The 21,467-nt window shown below is 61.7% G+C and carries 15 protein-coding genes; 8 read left to right on the top strand and 7 right to left on the bottom strand.

Annotated elements, in window-relative coordinates; genetic code table 11:
• Positions 1–84 precede the first annotated feature (84 nt).
• Genes QM801_RS03590 through QM801_RS03580 form a run of 3 tightly spaced genes read left to right on the top strand, consistent with a single transcriptional unit; the run spans position 85 to position 3,172 of the window.
• Complete coding sequence (locus QM801_RS03590) at positions 85–1,428, top strand: ABC transporter substrate-binding protein (protein WP_415017842.1); 1,344 nt, start codon at positions 85–87, stop codon at positions 1,426–1,428.
• Complete coding sequence (locus QM801_RS03585) at positions 1,428–2,351, top strand: carbohydrate ABC transporter permease (RefSeq protein ID WP_415017841.1); 924 nt, start codon at positions 1,428–1,430, stop codon at positions 2,349–2,351. The genes QM801_RS03590 and QM801_RS03585 overlap by 1 nt, the downstream gene beginning before the upstream one ends.
• Complete coding sequence (locus QM801_RS03580) at positions 2,348–3,172, top strand: carbohydrate ABC transporter permease (RefSeq protein WP_415017840.1); 825 nt, start codon at positions 2,348–2,350, stop codon at positions 3,170–3,172. Before QM801_RS03585 ends, QM801_RS03580 begins: the two co-directional genes overlap by 4 nt.
• Positions 3,173–3,258: 86 nt before the next feature.
• Here the strand turns inward: QM801_RS03580 and QM801_RS03575 are convergent, their stop codons facing one another.
• From QM801_RS03575 to QM801_RS03555, 5 genes are all read right to left on the bottom strand, one after another.
• Positions 3,259–10,191 (bottom strand): hypothetical protein, encoded by a 6,933-nt coding sequence (locus QM801_RS03575; RefSeq protein WP_415017839.1) that lies wholly within the window; start codon positions 10,189–10,191, stop codon positions 3,259–3,261.
• A 386-nt stretch (positions 10,192–10,577) separates the two neighbouring features.
• A complete protein-coding gene (locus tag QM801_RS03570) occupies positions 10,578–10,760 on the bottom strand; it encodes a hypothetical protein (RefSeq protein ID WP_415017838.1) in 183 nt (60 codons plus the stop codon).
• Positions 10,757–11,755, bottom strand: coding sequence for a cytochrome d ubiquinol oxidase subunit II (locus tag QM801_RS03565; RefSeq protein ID WP_415017837.1), 999 nt, complete (start codon positions 11,753–11,755; stop codon positions 10,757–10,759). Before QM801_RS03565 ends, QM801_RS03570 begins: the two co-directional genes overlap by 4 nt.
• Before the next feature lie 4 nt (positions 11,756–11,759).
• A complete protein-coding gene (locus QM801_RS03560) occupies positions 11,760–13,139 on the bottom strand; it encodes a cytochrome ubiquinol oxidase subunit I (protein ID WP_415017836.1) in 1,380 nt (459 codons plus the stop codon).
• Positions 13,140–13,351: 212 nt separating this feature from the next.
• The gene (locus QM801_RS03555; RefSeq protein ID WP_415017835.1) at positions 13,352–13,954 is read right to left on the bottom strand and encodes a pyridoxamine 5'-phosphate oxidase family protein; all 603 of its coding nucleotides are present in this window, start codon (positions 13,952–13,954) and stop codon (positions 13,352–13,354) included.
• Positions 13,955–14,171: 217 nt separating this feature from the next.
• Between QM801_RS03555 and QM801_RS03550 the strand changes: the two genes are divergently transcribed.
• Positions 14,172–14,528 (top strand): cupredoxin domain-containing protein, encoded by a 357-nt coding sequence (locus QM801_RS03550; RefSeq protein ID WP_415017834.1) that lies wholly within the window; start codon positions 14,172–14,174, stop codon positions 14,526–14,528.
• Between the two features lie 26 nt (positions 14,529–14,554).
• On the top strand, positions 14,555–15,400 hold the full coding sequence (locus tag QM801_RS03545; RefSeq protein ID WP_415017833.1) for an FTR1 family iron permease: 846 nt from the start codon (positions 14,555–14,557) through the stop codon (positions 15,398–15,400).
• Between the two features lie 9 nt (positions 15,401–15,409).
• On the opposite strand, the gene QM801_RS03540 is transcribed toward QM801_RS03545, so the two are convergent.
• Both QM801_RS03540 and QM801_RS03535 read right to left on the bottom strand, forming a co-directional pair.
• Positions 15,410–16,426, bottom strand: coding sequence for an alcohol dehydrogenase catalytic domain-containing protein (locus QM801_RS03540; protein ID WP_415017832.1), 1,017 nt, complete (start codon positions 16,424–16,426; stop codon positions 15,410–15,412).
• A 44-nt stretch (positions 16,427–16,470) separates the two neighbouring features.
• Positions 16,471–17,877 carry an amidase gene (locus tag QM801_RS03535; RefSeq protein WP_415017831.1) on the bottom strand — a complete coding sequence of 469 codons (1,407 nt, stop codon included), beginning with the start codon at positions 17,875–17,877 and terminating at the stop codon, positions 16,471–16,473.
• A gap of 183 nt (positions 17,878–18,060) precedes the next feature.
• Between QM801_RS03535 and QM801_RS03530 the strand changes: the two genes are divergently transcribed.
• From QM801_RS03530 to QM801_RS03520, 3 genes are all read left to right on the top strand, one after another.
• On the top strand, positions 18,061–18,249 hold the full coding sequence (locus QM801_RS03530) for a hypothetical protein (RefSeq protein WP_415017830.1): 189 nt from the start codon (positions 18,061–18,063) through the stop codon (positions 18,247–18,249).
• Positions 18,250–18,611: 362 nt separating this feature from the next.
• Positions 18,612–21,038 carry a putative bifunctional diguanylate cyclase/phosphodiesterase gene (locus tag QM801_RS03525; protein WP_415017829.1) on the top strand — a complete coding sequence of 809 codons (2,427 nt, stop codon included), beginning with the start codon at positions 18,612–18,614 and terminating at the stop codon, positions 21,036–21,038.
• A 70-nt stretch (positions 21,039–21,108) separates the two neighbouring features.
• Positions 21,109–21,297: a hypothetical protein gene (locus tag QM801_RS03520; RefSeq protein WP_415017828.1), complete on the top strand. Its 189-nt coding sequence runs from the start codon at positions 21,109–21,111 to the stop codon at positions 21,295–21,297.
• The last annotated feature ends 170 nt before the right edge of the window (positions 21,298–21,467 follow it).

Raw genomic sequence — 21,467 nt, 5'->3', positions numbered from 1 at the left:
GAGGAATCGCTGAAGAAATCCTCACTACTCCGATGCATCATTTTCCTGTGCACTCCGTCACCTCATCTCAAGAGGAGAGTGAACATGAACGAACGACCGCCATCCAAAAACATCGACTTCGCGTCCTTCAACCGCCGCCGCTTTCTGCTCGGCACAGCGGCAACGGGCGCTGCCCTGTTCGGCAATGCTGCAGCGATCTCGCGAGCAGCCGCCGAGGGCAAGTATGCGGGCCAGACCCTCAACTTCATGATCATCCAGCCGCACGTCGTCACCGGCCGCAAGCTTGCCGAGGACTTCGAGAAGCTCACGGGGGCAAAGGTGAATGTCACGCCCGTTCCCTATGACCAGATCCAGACCAAGGCGACGCTCGATGTGCAGTCCGGCACCAACGAGTTCGACGTCATCGACTATTGGTACACCACGCTCTCTGCCCTTGTGGAGGACGGCATCGTCACCGACGTGACCGACTGGATCGAGCGCGACAAGGCGGAACTGCAGCCGGATGACGTGCTCGCGTCCTTCTACGACACCTACACGCTGCGCGACGGCAAGCGCTGGGGCTTCCCCTATGATGGCGACAGCCACCTGCTGTTCTACAATAAGGAGATTCTGGACCGGAACGGCCTGAAGGCACCGACCACCTGGGAAGAATATCTCGAGGTGACCAAGGCCGTCACCGCGGCGGAATCCAAGAACGGCATCTATGGTGCGGCGGTGCTGGGCGGCAAGGCGCCGATCATCATCGGCTCGACCTTCGCCAATCGCCTTGCGGGCTATGGCGGCACCTTCCTGAAGGAAGACGGAACATCGGCGCTCGACTCCGAAGCGGCACTCGCCGCAGCGCAGAGCCTGAAGGACATCATTCCGCATGCCATGCCTACACCACTCGAAACCCGCTTCGAAGAAGGCCTGCCCGCCTTCCTCGGCGGCAAGGTGGCGCTCATCGAGTTCTGGAGTGATCTCGGCGTCTATGCGCAGGATCCGAAGGGATCGAAGATCGTCGACAAGTGGGGCGTGGTGCGCAATCCCACTGGCGGCAAGAACACCAAGAACATTGCCGCCTTCAATGCAGGCTTCGGCTTTGCCATCACCAGCGGCTCCAAGAACAAGGAACTGGCCTGGGAATTCGTGAAGTTCGGCACCGGCCCCAAGGTGCAGAAGGAACTCGTGCTGCTCACCGGCAGTGGCATCGACCCGAGCCGCAAGAGCCAGCTCTACGGGCCGGAATACAGGGCCTTTGCGCCCAAGCTGCAGGAGGCCCTCGCCGGGCAGCTGGAAAGCGGCCTGCCCTGGCCCACCAACGTGCAGTCGCCGAAGCTGCAGCAGATCCTCGCTGATGGTCTTGCCGAAATCCTTGCCGGCCAGAAGGAACCGACAGACGCGATTGCCGGCATTCACGCGGCGTGGAACCAGGCCCTTTCGAGCTGATGACGACCGTCACCATCCCAACCTTCTCGCCCGGCGTGACCCGCCGGGCGAACCTGTTGAAGCTGACACACTTGGCCTGGATCGCGCCCATCACGCTCGCAACTGCGGTGATGCTGGCGTACCCGACCTTCTATGTGCTGGCGCTGTCGCTGACCAAGAGCAACCTCGGGCGGCCCTTCCAGGCCTGGCGTGGCCTCAGGAACTATCTCGGCGCGCTCACCGACTCCGGATTCCTGTGGTCGATTACGCGCGGCATTCTCTATGCACTCCCCTCCAGCGTCCTGCAGGTTGCGGCAGGACTTGCGCTTGCCCTTCTGCTCCACAAGCTGTCGACGGCCGGCCGCAAGCTGCTGATCGTGCTGCTCCTGCCGCTCATGACACCACCCGTCATGGCGGGCATCGTCTGGAAACTCATCTTCGCGCCGAGCGGCGGGCTTCTGAACGGCGTCCTGCTGCGCGATGGCTGGATCGATGCACCCATTTCCATACTTGGCGACTCCACGCTTGCGTGGGCCGCGATCCTGATTGCCGACTCCTGGCAATGGATTCCCTTTGTGGCGCTCATGGCCTATGCCGCGCTCGGCAGCCTGTCGGCGGAAATCCTTGAAGCCGCGCGTCTCGACGGCGCCAACGCCCTGCAGCGCTTCCGTTACATCCTGCTTCCGGCACTCTGGCCTGCAATCGTGTCGATCCTGCTGCTCAAGGTGGTGATCGCCTTCAAGCTTTTCGATGCCGTGTATATCCTCACCTTCGGTGGCCCGGCAGATTCCACCTCGGTGCCCAGCTTCCTGATCTGGCGCACAGGGCTCGAACAATTCGATGTCGGCCGCGCCGCAGCACAAACCATGATCTTCGCCATCGTGGTTTCGGTGATCACCCTGCCATTGGTCAAATGGCAGCGCCGCCAGCTGGTGGCAGCATGAACCGCGGCCACCGGTTGCGCGGATCATTGCTGTGGGCTGCGGCAGCCGTAGTGGCGCTGCTGCTGGTCCTGCCGATTGTCTATCTGGCGTCTGTCAGCCTGAAGTCGCCAGACGATGTGTTGTCGGGCCATTTCTTTCCGGCCAGCCTGAACTGGCAGAACTGGCCTGCTGCCTTCGCGGTGGCGCCACTTCGGCTCTACATCACCAACTCGGTGCTGGCCTCTCTACTGTCGGGCCTCGTGACCCTTGCCATCACCCTGCCCGCTGTCTTCGCCATCTATCGCCTCGAGATCGCAAGGACATGGTTGCCGCAACTCGTGCTGGGCAGCTTCCTTGCGCCGCCGGTCGTCGCCATGCTGCCGCTGTTCTACCTGCTCAAGTTCATCGGCCTCATCAACACCGTGCCCGGACTTGCGCTCATCTATGGCTTGATGAACGTGCCGGTTGCACTGTGGCTGCTCGCCCCTTTCGTGGCCCAGGTGCCGCGCGAGATCGAGGAAGCGGCCCGCCTCGATGGCGCCAACACCTTCGGCACATTCCGGCATGTGGTGCTGCCGCTTGTCTCGCATGGAGCGGCGGCGACCTATCTCATCGTGGTGATCCTCGCCTACAACGAGTTCCTGCTTGCATCAGCGCTGACGTTCAACGAGGGCGCGCGGACGCTGACCGTGGGCATTTCCCTGTTCCAGGGCGAGCGCCTGCAGAACTTCGGGCAGATGGCGGCTGCGTCTCTCGCCGGGGTCATTCCCATCTACGTGCTCGCCCTGATCGCACAACGCTGGCTGGTTGATGGCCTGACGGCAGGATCAGTGAAGGGATAGAGATGCTTTGCTTGGCAGAACAAGCCGTCCCACCTCAGTTAGCGTCGGGGGACAGTCACTTCCCCGTATCCTCGCCACCGATCTTCTCACAAGATGAAATCACCCGACGTAAGCGTAATGTTGCCCGTCAGCTGGATCGTCGACTCTATCGCTGCATCGGCATCATTGTTGATGCGGATCACGGTAACATTGTTCACCGCGTCGTAATACCAGCCGAAGTGCCCCGACGCGATGGCAGATGTTGATGTTCCGGCCGCGGAATCGAAGACGAAATCATCAATCGCTACTGTCGCGCTGTTGGCATCGAGGAATGAAAAGTCGATCTTGTCGGTTCCGCTCACGAAGTCCGTAATGACATCACGCGCTCCTGCGGACACACCAGAATCGGTAATGGCCGTAAAGATGAACGTGTCGGCATCAGCACCGCCGGTCATCACATCCCTCCCTCCGCCCCCGGTGAAAGAGTCTGCTCCCGCGAAACCATTCAGGGTATCCGAACCGGTTCCGCCAAAGAAGATGTCGATTCCGGCATGTCCATTGATAACGTCCGCTCCCGTGCCACCGTTGACAGTAAGGGTGTCTCCGGTCGCAATCGTGATTGCTCCGAGGGCAGTCTTCTGAAGGGCTGAAAGCGTGATGGAATTATCGGTGGCATCGACAAAGTCCACGCCCCGTGTGACCCAAGCACTGAGCTGCGTGGTGGTGAGTGCAGAAATGTTGCTACCCGAGTCAGAGACGGTAACACTGTCGGAAGCATCAAACGTCACGGCACCGAGGGCATTTGCCTGCGCGGCGTTCAACGTTACGGCGTTGTCGGATGCGTTGATCCGGTCTACGCCGCTGCCGGCCAGCCCGCCGATCTGGCTGGCAGTGAGGTTGGCGATTCCGACCCCGGTGTCTGATACCGTCACCACGTCGGCGGAATTGATGACAACCGTGCCAAGCGCAGCAGCAGCGGCCGCTGAAAGCGATATGGCGTTGTCCGAAGCATCGATCCGGTCGATGCCATTTGCACCGAGGACCGCGATTTGTCCCGGGACGAGGCCCGCAAAATCTGCACCGACATCAACAAGTGTCACGACGTCTGCGCTTGTCAGTGTGACAGTCCCCAGCGCCTGATACTGCTCTACCGTGAGTGACAACGTGTTGTTCGTTGAGTCGATCACGTCGACTCCGTTGGTATCGAGGTCGGCCATCTGGATGGGCGTAAGTGATGCGAGGGCCGTAGCCGTATCACGCAGTGTGACAGTATCGCCCGCCGTCAGGTCCACGCCGCCAAGGGCAAGATACTGCGCAACCGTGAGCGCCAGAACATTGTCGCTGGCATTGATGACGTCAACGCCCTTTGCCGCCATCCCGCTGATCTGCGCCACGGTAAGTGACTGCAGGGCCGTGGAGGTGTCGCTGACCGTAACTGTATCGGTGGCTTCCAGCGTGACCGCTGCCAGGGCATTATACTGGGCAGCCGTGAGGCTGAGCACACCGTCGCTCGAGTCGATCTTGTCGACACCTTTGCCGGCCAACGTTGCAATCTGTGCCGGGGTGAGTGCCTGGATGGCGGCAGCCGTGTCAGCAAGCGTCACAAGATCGGCGGAGGCAAGCGTCACGGTACCAAGCGACAGGAACTGTGCAACCGTCAACGAAAGTGTGTTGTTGCTTGAATCGATGACGTCGACACCCTTGCCAGCCAGCGCCGCAATCGCGTTTGCAGACAACGCCTGAATGTTTGTGGCCGAATCCAGCAGCGTGACGATGTCGGCTGCCGTAAGCTTGACAGTCCCCAAGGCATTGATCTGGGCTGCCGTCAGCGAAAGCGCATTTGTGTTCGAGTCGATCGTGTCGATGCCGCTCCCCTGGAGCGCGCCGATCTGCGCAGAGGTCAGGTTGCCGATGTTCAATCCCGAGTCGAGAAGCGTCACAACATCGGCCGAAACGACAACAACAGACCCGAGCGCTGCAGCCTGGGCCGCGGTCAGTGACAGGGTGTTGTTCGTGGAGTCGATGAAGTCGATTCCGTTGCCGCCGAGGTTGCCGATGGCTAGGGCCGACATGGCCCCGAGGTTTGCGACCGTATCCTTCAAGGTCACCACATCACCTGCCGTCAGTGTCACTGCGCCAAGGGCATTGTACTGAGCTACCGTCAGTGCAAGGACATTGTCGCTTGCGTCGATTGCATCAACACCTTTCGCAGCAAGACCGCCAATTGCGACCGACGTCAGTGCGCCCAGAGCAGCGCCGGTATCCCTTAACGTTATCAGATCTGCTGTCGTCAGAGTGACAGAGCCAAGTGCGTTGTATTGCGCCACCGTGAGAGCCAGGGCGTTGTCAATGGCATCGATTGCGTCAACGCCCCTTGCAGCCAATCCGGCAATTTGGGTGGATGTCAGTGCGGCCAGGTTTGCGCCCGTATCAAGCAATGTCACCGAATCCAGAGACGTCAACGCAATCGTGCCCAGCGCAAGATACTGTGCGGCGGTGAACGACAACGGGGTCGATGCATCAATGACGTCAACACCCTTGGCGGCAAGCGCCGAGATGTTCGACGGCGAGAGGCCCGCGATGTGGGCGCCCGTGTCCGCCAGGGTGACCACATCCGCTGCGGTGAGTGTCACCTGTCCGAGGTTGAGCGCCTGCGCTGCGGTGAGAGACAGTGCTCCTGTGGATGAATCGATGATATCGACACCCTTCGCGCCGAGATCGGCAATTTCGGAGGGCGAAAGGCCTGCAATCGCTAAGCCGGTATCGCTCAGGGTCACAACGTCCGACGCCGTGAGTGCCACGCTTCCCAAGGCCTGATATTGAGCGAGCGAGAGGATCAACGTACCGGTGGTTGAATCGATGGCATCCACGCCCTTGCTGTCGAGATCCGCAATTTCGACTGCTGTCAGCGCCGCAAGATTGATGCCACTATCAGCCAACGTCACGGTGTCGCCTGACGAGAGCGCGACCGTGCCCAGCGCCTTGTACTGCGCGACGGTCAGAGACAGCACGTCATTTGTAGCATTGATGGTATCAACGCCCTTGGCTCCGAGACCACTGATTGTTGCGGGTGTGAGCGCCGCCAAAGCCGCGCCCGTGTCGGCGAGGGTCACAGAATCGGCTGTCGTGAGTGCGACGGTGCCCAAAGCGTTGTATTGAGCAACCGACAAGGTGAGAAGGCCGTCCGACGCGTCAAGTTTGTCGATGCCCTTGCTCGCAAGTGCCCCGATCTGCGTGGACGTCAGGGCCGAGATGTTCGCGCCCGTATCCGTGATGGTCACGACATCCGTACCGGTGAGCGACACGGCCCCCAGCGCCAGATACTGCGCCACGCTCAAGCTGAGCACGTTGTCGGATGAATCAATTGCATCGATGCCCCTGCCGGCCAATCCCGAAATCTGAGGGGCAGTCATCGCCTCGATGTGCGTGGCTGTATCAGTGACGGTCACCGCATCATTGGCAGCAACAGTCACCGTACCAAGTGCAAGGGCCTGATCGACCTTAAGCACAAGGACTCCATTGGTCGTGTCGATCGTGTCAATGCCATTCACCTGCAGTGCACCAATCGCTGCAGCCGAAAGTGCTGCGATGTTTGCTCCTGTGTCGGACAGTGTCACGGAATCAGCCGCCACGATGACGACAGACCCCAGCGCAGTGGCCTGGGCCACGGTCAGCGAGAGCGTGTTGGTACTCGAATCAATGAAGTCGATGCCATTGCTGGCGAGGTTCGTGAATTCACCTGCGGTGAGTCCAGCGATGTTCGATCCGGTGTCGGCCAGCGTCACTGTGTCGGCTGGCGTGAGCGCAACTGTGCCCAGGGCCTTGTATTGAGCAACGGTCAAAGAAAGCGCGTTGTTCGTTGAATCGAGGGTGTCGATGCCCTTGAGAGCCAACCCGCCGATCGTCACGGCGGAAAGGGCGCCAAGCGCAGCGCCGGTGTCGGCGAGCGTCACGGTGTCAGCGGCATCCAAGGTCAGAATGCCGAGTGCATTGTACTGGGCAACACTGAGTGTGAGAGTGCCGTCAGAGGCATCCAGCCCATCAAAGCCCGTGGTGATCAACGAGGTTATCTGCGCCGGAGTCAGCGAAGCGATATTGGCTCCCGTGTCGTAGAGATAGGCCGAGTGGCTTGTACCGATCGCGATGGTACCAAGCGCGAGCGCCTGGGCCTTGTCCAACTGCAGAACGGCATCCGTCGCATCAATCGTGTCAATTCTGCTCAGGGCAAGATCAGCGATCTGGGCCGGCGTGAGGTCCTGTATGTTTGCACTGGTATCGGAGACGGTGATCACGTCTGCCACAGCAAACTTCACTGCACCGAGAGCAAGGGCCTTGTCGACGTCGAGAGTCAGAAGCCCGCTGCCCGACACGTCCAGATTATCGACATTGTGAGTGGCAAAGCTTGCGAATTCCAGCGCAGTGAGTGCTGCGAAGTTGGCGGTGCTGTCGGCGATGGTCACCGTGTTGGCCGGAGCAAAAACGACGCTGCCCAAGGCCTTGAACTGTGCGATCGTGAAGATCAGCGTGCCGGAGGTGGAACTGATCTGGTCGATGTTCTTGCCGGCGAGAGCCGCGAGGTCATCGGTCGTAAGGGCCGTCAGGGTTGCCTGCGTATCAGAAAGTGTGACGAGATCGCCAGCCGAGGGACTGAGGGTTCCCAGTGCCTGGAACTGAGCCACAGAAAGCAACAGGACATTGTCGGAGGCGTCGATGGCGTCGATGCCTTTGGCCGGAAGGGCTGCGATCTGCGCAGGCGTGAGACCCGCCAAGGCAGCGCCCGTGTCCGACAGCACGATGAAGTCGGAAGGCGTCAAGGCAACAGTGCCCAAGCTCAGATATTGACTCACGTTGAGGATCAAGGCGTCGTCGGATGCGTTGATCGTATCAAATCCGCTTGCCGCCAGCTTGCCGATCTCAGCCGACGACATCTCTGCGATGTTTTCACCGCTATCCAGCAGCTCAGCCGCATTACCGCCAACGATCTTCATGGCATCGAGCGAGGTTGCCTGATCCGCTGTCAGAGACAGTACATTATCGGTCGAATTGATGAAATCGATCCCGGAATCGGCGATGGCCTCAAGATCCTCAGGGGTCAAGGCCTCGATGTTGGCCTGCGTATCGGCGAGCGTTGCCGCGTCATCCTCGGCGATCGTCACGTTCCCAAGGGCAAGAATCTGTGCGGCGGTCAGGGAGATCGCGTTTTCTGTCGAATCGATCTCGTCAATTCCGAGTTCTGCAAGGCCTGCGAGTTCGACGGTCGTCAGCGCCTCCAGATGGGCGGCGGTGTCCCTGAGCGAGACGTTGTCGGCAAGGGTCAGGGCGACGGAGCCAAGTGCATTGAACTGCAGCACGGTCAGCGCCAGATCTCCGTCGGAGGCGTCGATGATGTCGATGCCGTTGCCAGCGAGATTGCCAATATCCGTGTCCGTGAGGGACGCGATGGCGGCTCCTGTATCCTTCAGGGTCACGGTATCGCTGCCAGTGAGTTGCACCGTGCCCAGCGCATTGTATTGCGTGACAGTCAGGGACAGGACGCCATCGGTGGCGTCGATCACGTCGATGAACTTTCCGGCAAGCGTGCCAATTGTTGAAGCTGAAAGCTGGGCAATCGCTGCACCCGTGTCGGCCAGAGTCACTGAGTCGGCACTCGTCAACGCTACGCCGCCAAGAGCCGAGAACTGGGCCACCGTGAGCGTCAGGGATCCTGAGCTGACGTCGATGACGTCGATCCCTTTTCCGGCCAATGCGCTGATCTGGACTGACGACAATGCTGAAAGCGCTGCGCCAGTATCCGACAGGGTGACCACATCCGACGATGTGAGCGTGACCGCCCCAAGAGCGTTGAACTTGGCAAGGTCCAACGTCAGCACGTTATCGGTGGCATCGATCGAATCGATGAATTTTCCGGCAAGAGCGCCGATCTCGACCGCCGTGAGAGCCTGAATGTTTGCGGCAGTGTCAGTCAGCACCACCGTGTCACCCGGTGTCAGCTGAACAGAGCCCAGCGCCTGGTATTTCGCCACCGTCAGGTTCAGCGTGCCGATTGAATCGATCCTGTCGATTCCTCCGGCCGCGAGATTGCCGATGGCGGATGCCGACAATCCCGCAATGTTGCCGCCCGTATCTGTCAGCGTGACATCGTCGCCTGCGGTCAGAGTGACACCCCCGAGAGCCTGATACTGCGCCACGCTGAGCGACAGTGTGTTGGTAATCGAGTCAATCGCGTCGATTCCCTTGGCGGCAAGGCCCGAGATCTGCGTGGTGGTGAGTGCCGCAAGGACGCCACCGCTATCTGTCAGCGTAACCACATCGCCGGCCGTGAGCGCGACCGTACCGAGATTGTTGTACTGGGCAACGGTCAGCGAGAGGACATTGTCGGACGCATCGATCGTGTCGATGTTCTTGCCCGACAGCGAGCCGAAATCAGTCGCCGTCAGCGCCGCGAGATTGTCGCCGGTGTCGGACAGGGTCACCGCATCCCCTGCGGCGAGGGTTACGGTGCCGAGCGCCTTGAACTTCGCCACGGTCAGCGTCAACACATCGTCGGATGCATCGAGTTTGTCGATGCCCTTGCCTGCCAAAGCCGAGATTTGGCCTGTTGTCAGCGCCCCCAGATTGGCGCCGGTGTCTGCGAGTGTCGCTACCGCACTTGCGTCGATCGCAACACCGCCAAGCGCTAGATACTTGGCAACCGTCAACGACAGCAATCCATCTGACGGATTGATCGCTGCAACCTTCTTGGCCGCCAGGCCGCTGAAGAAAGAGGTGTTTTGTGAGGTGATGTTTGCTCCGGTATCGGACAGAACGATGCTGTCACCGGAGGCAATGGGAATGGTCAGTGCATTGAGCTGATCGACAGAGAAGCGGATGATGTTGCTGGTCGAGTCGAGCGTGTCGACATTCTTGGTGGCGAGTTCCGCAATCTGGACCGGCGTCAGCGCCTGGATGTTTGCTGCGGAGTCGCGCACTGTCACAGTGTCAGTACCGAGGTACGGTGAATCTACGATGAATTGAGCAACGGTCTTGTTGAAAGTGGCCATAGTTGTCCCCCTTGTATGACGCCCATCAGACTGTCGTGTGGCCTAAACACGAATGAACCAACGTTACAAACAACTGCGAGTTACGCAACCGATTTCTATGCCATTACTGCAACTCGCTTGAATTTGTTCGTTTACTTATACTGAGCAGAATAATGTTTGCTGCACCGATAAATCATGGCGACGCAGCGATGTGAGAGTCGTTGTGACATATTGGCAAAGCCACCGCCGACGGTGATGCGCACACTCAACGAAGGCAAAGCCCGTCTCACATGACAGGGACATTCTTCCTTCCGAGCGAAAAAATAGTGGTGGATAAAACACTGCGGCCGCAGCGCAACTCCGCCCGTAGAGGTTCGAATCCTGGTCCCAGCCCATTCGCTTTGGCCTCAGATTTCGATCATCACCTGGCCAGCCTCGACCTTGACCGGATAGCTCCGGAGATTGACACAGGCGGGTGCGCCCATGGCTAGTCCATCGGTCGCGTGGAAGGAGTCGTGCGGCGAGCGATAGATGGCGAAGGTCCTGCCGCCATGATCGAAGCGGAAACGGTTCTCGCCGCGTCTTCTCAATCGTAGCTGAGGGTCTTGGCCTTGCCGCGGAAGATCCAATAGGACAGCGCCGAGTAGGCGATGATGGTGGGCAGCACGACCAGTGTTCCCACAAGGATGATCGAGAGTGACTCCGGCGCGCTGGCCGCCTCCTGGATGGTGAGCGCATCGGGCACGATGAAGGGGTAGAAGCTGTAGGCCATGCCGGCGAAACCCAGGGCGAAAAGAAGGATTGTGGCAACGAAGGGCAGCCAGGCGAGGCGGTCACCCTCTTCGTCAAAGCGCACCAGCCGCCAGGAGATGAGCGCGATGAGTGCCGCCGACACGACTGGCAGCGGCGAGAGATAGAGCATCTCCGGCAGGTGGAACCACTTCTCGTAGATGCGCGGCGACACCAGCGGCGTGGCAATCGAGATGGCGGCGAGGCCCAGCACCACGCCCCAGATTCCGCCCCGCGACCAATGCGCGGCCTTGTGCTGCAGTTCACCGTCAGTCTTTGCCAGAAGCCAGGTGGCGCCGATGAAGCTGTAGGCGACGGTGAGGAAGGCGGCCGTCACCAGCGCGAAACCCACATGCCACCAGTTGTACTTGAGACCCATGATGTAAAGCCCGAGCATGAAGCCCTGGCTCAAGGCCGCCATCAGGCTTCCGGAGAAGAAGGCGAAGTCCCATGCGCGCTTATGGGCGGGAGGCGCCTTGGCGCGGAATTCGAAGGCAACACCGCGCAGGATCAACCCGATCAGCATGATCGCGACAGGAAGATACAGCTGGGTAAGGATCACACCATGTGCGATCGGAAACGCGACCAGCAGGATGCCGATTGCCAGAACCAGCCACGTCTCGTTCGCATCCCAGAAGGGACCGATGCTTGCCACCATGGTGTCCCGCTCCTCGGCCGAAGCGAAGGGGAAAAGCAGGCCGACGCCGAGGTCGAAGCCATCGAGCACGACATAGATGAGGATCGAGAGGCCCAAGAGGCCGGCGAAGATCAGGGAGAGTTCGAAGCCCAGGAACATGGTGTCACTCCGCAGGCATGGCCATGGCGTCGGCGCCCTTCACCCGCTCGTCCTTCGGCAGCGGTTCACCGCGTGCCGCCTTGCGGGCCATGTGGGTGATGACGCCCGTATAGGCCAGCATCAGGCCGGCATAGGCCACCAGATAGACCACGAGGGTGGAGAGCACCATCGGCGCGGGCACATTCGCAACAGCCGACTCGGTCGTCAGCTCGCCGGTCACGAGCCAGGGCTGGCGGCCGATCTCGGTCGTGTACCAGCCGGCGAGCGTGGCCACCCACCCCATGAACGTCGTGCCTGACAGGGCGTAAAGGTAGAGACGTGGCAGGTTTGCCGCGCCGCGCCGATAGAGGAGATAGGCCCCAGCCCAGCTCACCACCAGCATGAGCACACCCACGCCCACCATGATGCGGAAGGACCAGAAGACCGGGGCCACGGGCGGATGCATGACCTTGCCATCGGCGGTGACGAAATCATTGAGCCCCGGCACCACACCATCAGGGTCATGCTTCAGGATGATCGAGGCGAGATTGGGAATGCGGATCTCGAAATGGTTGGTGCGCGCCTTGTCATCGGGAATGGCAAAGAGAAGCATCGGCACATTACCCCTGGTTTCCCAGTTGCCCTCCATCGCCGCGACCTTCTGCGGCTGATGTTCCAGCGTGTTGAGACCATGCATGTCACCGACAAAGATCTGGACGGGGATCAGCACTGCCGCGAGGATCAGTCCGACACGAAGCGTTGTTTTCGGACTCTCGGTGCGGTCCCGGAGAAGCAGCCGGAGGGCGCTGATGCCGGCCAGCAGAAACGCGACGGTGAGCCCCGAGGCCAGCAGCACGTGGGCAAGGCGGTAGGGCAACGAAGGTGTCAGGACGATCGCCCACCAATCAGTCGCGTGGGCAACACCATCGCGCATCTCGAAGCCCTGTGGAGTGTGCATCCAGCTGTTGAGGACGAGGATCCAGAAGGCCGACATGGTGGTGCCGAAGGCGACCAGCGCCGTGGCCGCGGTGTGCAGCCAGCCGGGCACCCGGCTTGCGCCGAACAGCATGATGCCGAGGAAGACGGCCTCGAGAAAGAAGGCGGTCAGAACCTCATAGGCAAGGAGAGGCCCGGCCACATTGCCGACCGTCTTCATGAAGCCCGGCCAGTTCGTGCCGAACTGGAAGGACATGGTGATGCCGGAGACCACCCCCATGGCGAAGGAGAGCGCAAAGACCTTCACCCAGAAGCGGTAGGCCTCCATCCACTTGCGCTCGGCAGTGGTGTTGAAGCGCAGCTTGAAGAACAGGAGCACCCACCCCAGTGCAATCGTGATGGTAGGGAAGAGGATGTGGAAGGAGATGTTGGCCCCGAACTGGATGCGAGACAGTATGAGTGCGTCCATGGTCATGCCGGCTGCTGCGTCGCTGTCATGACTAGCACTACGCAACGGGAAGGCGAACAGAGCCGCGACCGCCCGTCGCGGTTTTCAATTACCTGAAGGACAGAAGGAGGTGGCCGGAATTCACGCGAAATCTGCGGAATTTCGTGTAATCCATTGAAAAAAGAAACCAATCCGCTGCGGGCCAGCGCAACAGGGTTACGCACCAATCAGGCTTACGGGTTGACCCAGAGCTGCGTCACGATCTTGCCGCCGGCGCCATAGGCGAAGAGGGCGCGACGGTTGTCGCTGCGCTGCAGGCGGAACCAATCGAGCATGCTCACCCGGAACCGGACAACGCCGAAATTGGCCTGGCCTGCGCCATCGGGCGCATCGGCCGCCGCAGCCTGCGCCGCAGGCGTGAAGACGAGATCATCACCGGGCGGGCCACCCTGATAGGTGCTGCGGGTCGTGGGTGAAAGGCCCTGCCAGGCTTTCCGGGACACATCGCTCTCCGGTGAAAAGAGCACGGCACTTCCCTGCAGCCGAAGCTGCACACGGGTGGTGTTGCAGAACCCCAGCACCGTGGCATCCGGCTGTTCCGCGAGTTCGGCCCACTTGGGGCTGCGCACGTCGGTGTGGATTTCCAGCATGCGCTCGGCGACGGCCGCCGCGCGCAGTACCACGGTGCGCGCCTGGGCCACGCCGGTGCGGCTCACGGTGGCGAGCGTCACATAGTGGAAGCCGGACTGCGGATCAGCCGCGCCCTGCTCCAGCAGGCGCCAGGCCTCGGCGTCGATTCCCGCCAGTGAATCCCCAATGGTTCGTCCGTCATCCATGATTTCGCTCTTTCTCATCCAGCATGAACGCCGAAACTTGCCCTGCCCTTGCAACAGCTTACGCCAAACTTTGAACGCGTGGGCCCGGCCAGCGGACCTGACGGCACATTAGAATGATTCCATACCTTTGTAATAACACATCTTTTTCTTTTCCTGAGTTGACATGTCGGGAATGAAGGTATATCCGATCAGCATAGTCAGAAAAGGATTGCGTGCCATGTTCCGCGCCACCCCGTTTGCCCCTCTCGCCCGTGCCGTCCTCATCGCCGCCGGCCTTGCCACCGCTTCGTCGCTGGCGCAGGCCGAAGAGGCCAAGACCTACGAGCTTTCGATCAAGGATGCCGCCTTCCAGCCCACCGAAATCCGCGTTCCAAAGGACACGGCCTTCGTCATCAGGCTGAAGAACGGCAACGCCGCCCCCGTCGAACTCGAGGCCAAGGAGCTGAAGATCGAGAAGGTGGCGGCGGGAAATTCCGAGATCGTCGTCAACGTCAAGGCGATGCCCCCCGGCAAGTACCTTTTTGTTGACGAATTTCAGGAAGATGTAGCCAAGGGTTACATCATCGTCCAATAAATACAAAGTCCCGCCCGGAGAGCTGAATGCTCAGTGCACTGATCATTGTCTTCCGCGAAGTCCTCGAAGCCGGCCTCATCGTCGGCATCGTCTGGGCGATCGCGCGCAACCTTGCAGGCGCCCGGGCGTGGATCGTCTTCGGCATTCTCGGCGGGCTTCTGGGCGCAGGTCTCGTTGCCCTCTTCACTAGCACCATTTCCAACGCCTTCCAGGGCTTCGGGCAGGAACTGTTCAATGCGGGCGTGCTCGCCGCGGCAGTCGCCATGCTTGCGTGGCACACGATCTGGATGGCGCGCCACGGTCGCGAGATGGCCGCCGAAGTGCGGCAGGCCGGTCAGGACGTAGCCGCGGGCAAGCGCTCCTTCTGGGCCCTGTCGGTCATCGTCGGCATGGCGGTCTTGCGCGAAGGCTCCGAGGTCGTTCTCTTCCTCTATGGCGTTGCCGTTTCAGGAGGCGAAACGGCGCTCTCTCTCCTGACCGGCGGCGTTCTCGGCCTTGCCGCGGGCGCAGTCGTCTCGTTCCTCACCTTCAAGGGCCTGCTCCGCATTCCCATGCGCCACTTCTTCCGGGTCACGAACTGGCTGATCACGCTGCTGGCCGCCGGCATGGCGGCGCAAAGCGTCAGCTATCTGGAAAAGGCGGGCGTCATCACGCGTCTCGGCGAAACCGTGTGGGATACGTCGTGGCTGCTCTCGGAAAACAGCATGCCCGGGCGCGTGCTGCATGTGCTGGTGGGCTATGCCGATGCACCGACCGCAGCCCAGCTCGTGGCCTATGTCGCCGTGGTGGCCGGGATCTGGTTCGCCGCGAAGCTGGCCAATCCGCCCCATGGGGCCGAAGCAGCAGCGCTCAAGCGCAGGCCTGCCGCCTGAACGGGCGCGTCAGCCCGTCACCACCACCTTGGACGCCTTCATGTCGTGCAGAAGCGCGAAGCCCTGCCCTGCCTCGCTGATGGGGAAGCGGTGGCTGATGGTCTGTTCAAGCGCGTAGCCGGGCCGCGCGAGAATGGCCATCGCCCGGGCAAGTCCCTCGGGTGTGGCCGAGTAGCTCGTCACGAGGCTCACTTCGCGGCGATAGAGTTGCCAGAGATCAACGGGCGGCATCATGCCGGGCTTCACGCCGAAAGGCAGGATCACGCCGCCATCCCTCACGCTGTCGAGGGCGAGCGCAATGGTCGCGGCATTGGTGGCGGTGAGCAGAACGAGATCGGCGCCCCGTCCGCCGGTGGCAGCCTTCGTTCCCTTGGCCACGTCATCGCGGCCCACGAGGAAGCCCGCACTTGCGCCCCACTCTGCCGCCACGTCAAGCCGTTCGGCCCGCGTGTCGGCGACAAGCACCGTGACGCTGCGGTCGCGCAACAGCGGCAGAAACAGGAGACCGATGGCCCCAACCCCGACGATCAGCACCGTATCGCCCTCACGCAGCGGCACACGGTCCATGGCGCGCAGACAGCAGCCCAGCGGCTCCATGAAGACGGCGCGCTCATCGCTCACATGATCAGGAATGGGAACGACCGTGTGCGGCACCAGATCGGCGGGCACACGGATCACCTCGGCAAAGCCGCCCGGCGCAACATTGCTGCTCTTGAACTGCGGGTCCTGTGTCGGGCTGCCGCGGCGGGCATAGTGCGAGCCATAGTCAGGAGCGTGATGCGCAACCGCCACCCGCTCACCCACGCGGAACCGCGCGACGCTAGCCCCCACGGCCGAGACGCGGCCGACGATCTCGTGGCCGAGCTGCACCGGCTTCGGCGTATCGGCATCATAGACCTTCATGAGGTCGGTGCCGCACACGCCGCAAAGCGTCATGCGCACCAGGATTTCGCCCGGCCCCGCCGTGGGCTCTGCAACATCGATGGCTTCAACCGCGCCGGTGCGCGGACAGGTCAGGAGCTTCATCCGCTCTCCTCATCATGAAACTGTGTCCGGCGCAATCCTCCGGCTCAGAATCCCGCAGGCACGGCCTTGTGGAAGTCGGTCGCCTCTTCAAAGGCCTCGGAGATGCGGAGCACGGTGCGATCGTCAAACATGCGGCCGATCACATGCAGGCCGGCCGGCAGGCCGGCCGCAGTAAAGCCGCAGGGCACACTCGCCGCCGGCTGCTGGGTGAGGTTGAAGGGATAGGTGAAGGGCGTCCAGTTCACCCACTTGCCGCGATTGTCCGGGTCCGCCGGCTGCAACAGCCCTGCCCCAAAGGCGGCGATGGGCAATGACGGCGTGAGCAGCGCGTCATACTTTTCCATGAAGAGGCGCATCTGCGTGCCGAGCGCGCCGCGGGCCCTGTTGGCATCAAAGACATCCTGCACGGTGATCGAGGCTGCCTGCTCCACCACATCTGCGAGCGGAGGATCGAGCAGCGCCTTCTTCTCCGGCGGCAGTTGCCCGAGAATGCTGCGCGCGCCCGAGAACCACAGCACGCGGAAGCACTCGGCAGGGTCCTTGAAGCCCGGATCCACTTCCTCCACATGGGCACCCAGATCAGCGAGCGTCTCCACGGCCTTCCGCACCAGTGCTGCGATCTCGGGGTTCACATCGACGTAACCAAGCGCCGGACTGTAGGCGATCTTCAGTCCCTTCACACCCTTGCCGAGGCCCTTCAGATAGTCCGCCCCATCATAGGGCAGCGAGAACCAGTCGCGGTTGTCGGGCTGCGCGATGACATTCATCAGCAGTGCGGCATCCTTCACACGCCGCGTCATGGGGCCGACATGCGCCACCGTGCCGAAGGGTGAGAGCGGCCAAGCGGGCACGCGCCCAAACGACGGCTTGTGACCAAAGGTTCCGGTGAAGCCTGCGGGAATACGGATCGAGCCGCCACCATCGGTGCCCAGCGCCAGCGGCGCGTATCCCGCAGCGAGGCCAGCTGCCGAACCGCCGGACGAACCCCCGGGCGTCATCTCGGTGTTCCACGGATTGCGGGTGATGCCGGTGAGCGGACTGTCGGTCACACCCTTCCATCCGAATTCCGGCGTCGTGGTGAGACCGACAAAAACCGCGCCCGCCTCGCGCAGGCGAGCAACCGACGGCGCGTCATTGTCCCAGGGCTGATTGCGATCGACGGTCTTCGAGCCGCGCAGCGTGGGCCAGCCCTTCACCAGAAGCAGGTCCTTGATCAGCACCGGCACGCCATCGATGAGCGACAGCGGCTCGCCTTTTTTCCAGCGCTTGTGGCTCGCCTGTGCCATCGCGTGCGTCATCGTTTCGTCGACGAGGGACATGGCATTGAGCTTGGGTTCGTGCGTCCTGATCTGGGCGAGGCAGCTCCGGGCCACGTCAACGGGCGAAAATTCGGATTTCTTGAACCCCTTCGCCAAGCGTGTGGCGGACATCCAGTGCAACTCTTTGGACATGACCCATACTCCCTAAGACCACAGAAAAGCACGATCTTTCAACGCAGGCACGTAAGATTTTCTGACGTGCACAAGGGTTCCATATCTGAACGGAAAATGAATGCGGCATTCAGCACCGGTTGCATGCGGGAACCTTACAAGCACTTTCCAAGTTCAACGGACGCGAACCGAAAGGAGGTTCTGATGATGAAGTATCTGCTTCTCGTGCTGGCCATCGCCGGTTCTGCGGCGACAGCAATTGCCGCGATCAATCCGGGTGCAAACATTGTGCGCCCGGCAAACATCACGGTCGTGGAAAAGAATCAGGCGTTCCCTGTGATCGGTCCGCTCGTCTTCGAAGAGTGCGCCGTGGAGGATTGCTCTGAAGAATGAAGTTTCGCCGGATGACAAAATCATCCGGCATCCCATGAGCCGGGGCTGGCCACAGGCCTGATAACCCGCCCCCTCGCCAGACCCCAAGCTGGCCCCGGCTCACCCTGTTTCTCCTGCCGTGACTCCCCGATCCCCTGCAAAAGATCCGTTTCCGGCAACACCCTGGACCCTCGTGGTCCAGGGTTTTTCATGTGAAGCTGGTTCAATCAGTTGAATCAAGAAACGCCCGTTTTGCTCACACAACTTTAATTCTGATCTCCTGAAAGCAGCGCCGTTCCAGAGCCGATTAACCTTTCCGGGCGAGTGTGCGGCCTGACGCGCTGCGCTTCACGCCGCAGCGCAGGGACAGTGCAGCAAAACACGTGAAAACGGCAAAGCACCATACGCCCGGCTCCGCCGGCACGACCCGGCTTCTCCGCCGGTTCCTGCGCTTGCTGCTGCCGGCCTTCCTGCTGGCCTCCACCTGCGGCCTCTATCTCCTCAGCACACTGACGTTTGGCGATGAACGCACCGGCGTTGCCGTGCGGGTGAGCAATCTCGCATTCCGGACGGCGGGTGTGCTGAACACGCTTCCCCAGGGTGACATCAAGGAGGCGCAGGGCGCCATCCTGACCCTGCTCATGTCCGACCCGGCGATTTCCTGCGCCCAGCTTTTCGATGGCGACGGGCGGATGATTACCGCCACCCCGATCCGGCAGGGATGCCGCGATACGCAAGGCACCGCCATTGCCGAGGCACCCGTCCGCATCCAGCCGGGCGCGCTGCTGCGCGTTCACTACAATCTCGCCGAACTGGAATCGCGGAGCCAGCTGTTCCGCATCTTTACGCTGCTGTCGCTCCTCGGCAGCCTGCTGGTGGCCGCAGCGGCGAGCTGGTTCTCCTTCCGCCTGACCGTGGGGCGGCCCGTACACGCGCTGCTGCAGGCGATCCGCACCACCCATCTTCTCGGCAAGCCCACCAAGATCGAGGTGGTCCCCGATGATGAAATGGGCAGCGTCATCCTCGCCTTCAACGACATGCAGGACAAGATCGACGCCGAGGCACGGCGCAATGCCGAGGCGCTGCGCCGCCTCGACTACATCTACAACGAAATGCCGGCCCTGATGTTCTCGGTCGACAACACCGGCAGGATCATTTCGGCCAGCGGCCACTGGTTCGACGAAACCGGCTATCGCCGCGAGGAACTGATCGGCACGCCGATGCGCGATGTTCTCTCCGTCACCGAAGGCGATGACTTCGCAGCCTCGGAGGAGATGATCATTACGGCGCAGCGCCCGCTCCGCGACCTGCCTTTCACGCTCACCTGCAAGGACGGCATGCGCCGCGACGTGCTGATGGCGGTCGTGCCCGACATCGAAGCCAACCAGGGCACGCAGTTCTGCGTGCTGAGCGACATCAGCGGCCTCAAGGAAGCGCAGGTCGAATTGCGCCGCCAGGCCGTCACCGACCATCTCACCCATCTGCCGAACCGCCAGGGCCTGTTCGAGCATCTCGCCGAACTGAAGAACGTGAACGCCACGGAGCGCAACCGCTGCGCCCTGCTCTTCATCGACCTCGACAACTTCAAGAGCGTGAACGATACCCTCGGCCACGAAGCGGGCGACCAGCTGCTCCGCGCCGCCGCGGGCCGCCTGCGCAACTGCGTCTACCGCAAGGACTTCCTTGCCCGCCTTGGCGGCGACGAATTCGCCATCGTGCTGGGCGGCATGCACAGCGAAGACGATGCCACCGTTGTGGCGGAGCGCATCATCGAGGCCTTTGCAAAGCCCTTCCGTCTTGGCGAAGCCAGCGCCGTCGTCGGCACGTCGATCGGCATCGCCAATTTCTCCGACAGCAATGACGGCGACGACATCCTGCGTCTGGCCGATCTCGCCATGTACCAGTCAAAGCAGTCAGGCCGGAACTGCGTCTCGCGCTACAGCAACGATCTCACCGCCCGCGTGGTGGGCCGCGACAGGCTGGTGCGCCGCATCCGCGAAGGACTGGCCCAGCAGGCCTTCCGCTTCCATTTCCAGCCCATCGTCGATCTCGAAACCTTGAAGCCCGTCGGTGTCGAAGCGCTGCTGCGGCTCGATCACAGCAATGGCGACGTGGTGCCGCCGTCAGAGGTCATCCGCACGGCCGAAGAAGCAGGGCTCATCGGCGCCGTCTCGGCCTGGTGCCTGAGCGAAGGCGTGCGCATTGCCGAAGGCGAGCATGCGACGCTTGGTGGCCGCGGCCGTTTCCTCGCCATCAACCTGTCGCCGAAACAGCTCACCCGGGAATTCATCTCCGGCATGGTGGCCCGCCTGCAGGCGGCGCCCGAGATTGCCAACGCACTGGTCTTCGAGATCACCGAAACCGCGCTCTTCCGACAGGACGAGGACGTGGGCGCGATGATCGCCAGCCTCCGCGCCACGGGGGCCCGGATCGCACTCGACGATTTCGGCACGGGATTTTCCTCCCTCGGCCACCTCCAGCGATTCCCGGTGGACATGCTGAAGCTCGACAAGAGCTTCGTCGGCGGTCTTTCCGGCGACAGCGACGACGCCCGCCGCCGCCGGGCGGTGATCAAGGCCACCTCGGCGCTGGCACGCGACCTCAATATCCGGATCGTCGCCGAAGGCATCGAGGATCATTCATCCCTCAATCTTCTCAAGGGCTTCGGCATCGGCATGGGCCAGGGCTACCTGTTCTCCCCACCCGCCCCTTTGCGGATCGCGATGGACTGGGTCGATGCCTTCGACAAGGCCGGCCAGCCCGGCGGGAAAATCATCCCGCTCGCCCGCCCCAATCTAAACGGCAGATGAACGGCGCATTCAGCGTGGGTTCCTGAAGCCCCCGCTATGGTCCTCCCATAATCGAACCAGGGAGGTTCACATGATCCGCTACACACTCTTCGTACTCGCCGTGATCGGCTCTGCCGCCACCGCCGTTGCCAACATCGCTCCGGAGCGCAAGGTCTCCAACCCGGCCAACGTCACGATCGTCGAGAAAAACCAGGCTTTCCCGCAGTTTGGCGCCATCGTCCTTGAAGAATGCGCCGTCGAGGATTGCTCGGAGGAATAACCCATTCGAACCATCCGCGTGCTGGACGGCAACGCGGATGCAGGAACCGGGGCCCAGCCACAAGGCCTGATCAACCCGCCCCCTCGCCAGACCCCAGGCTGACCCCGGTTCCTCACCTTTCTCTCCCGACTCAGGCGCCCCGATCCCCTGCAAACCGATCGACTCCCTCA

The sequence above is a fragment of the Aestuariivirga sp. genome, assembly GCF_047600585.1.
Classification (GTDB): domain Bacteria; phylum Pseudomonadota; class Alphaproteobacteria; order Rhizobiales; family Aestuariivirgaceae; genus Aestuariivirga.
The sequence above is the reverse complement of the archived record's forward strand: the minus strand, read 5'-3'. Positions and strand labels throughout refer to the sequence as shown.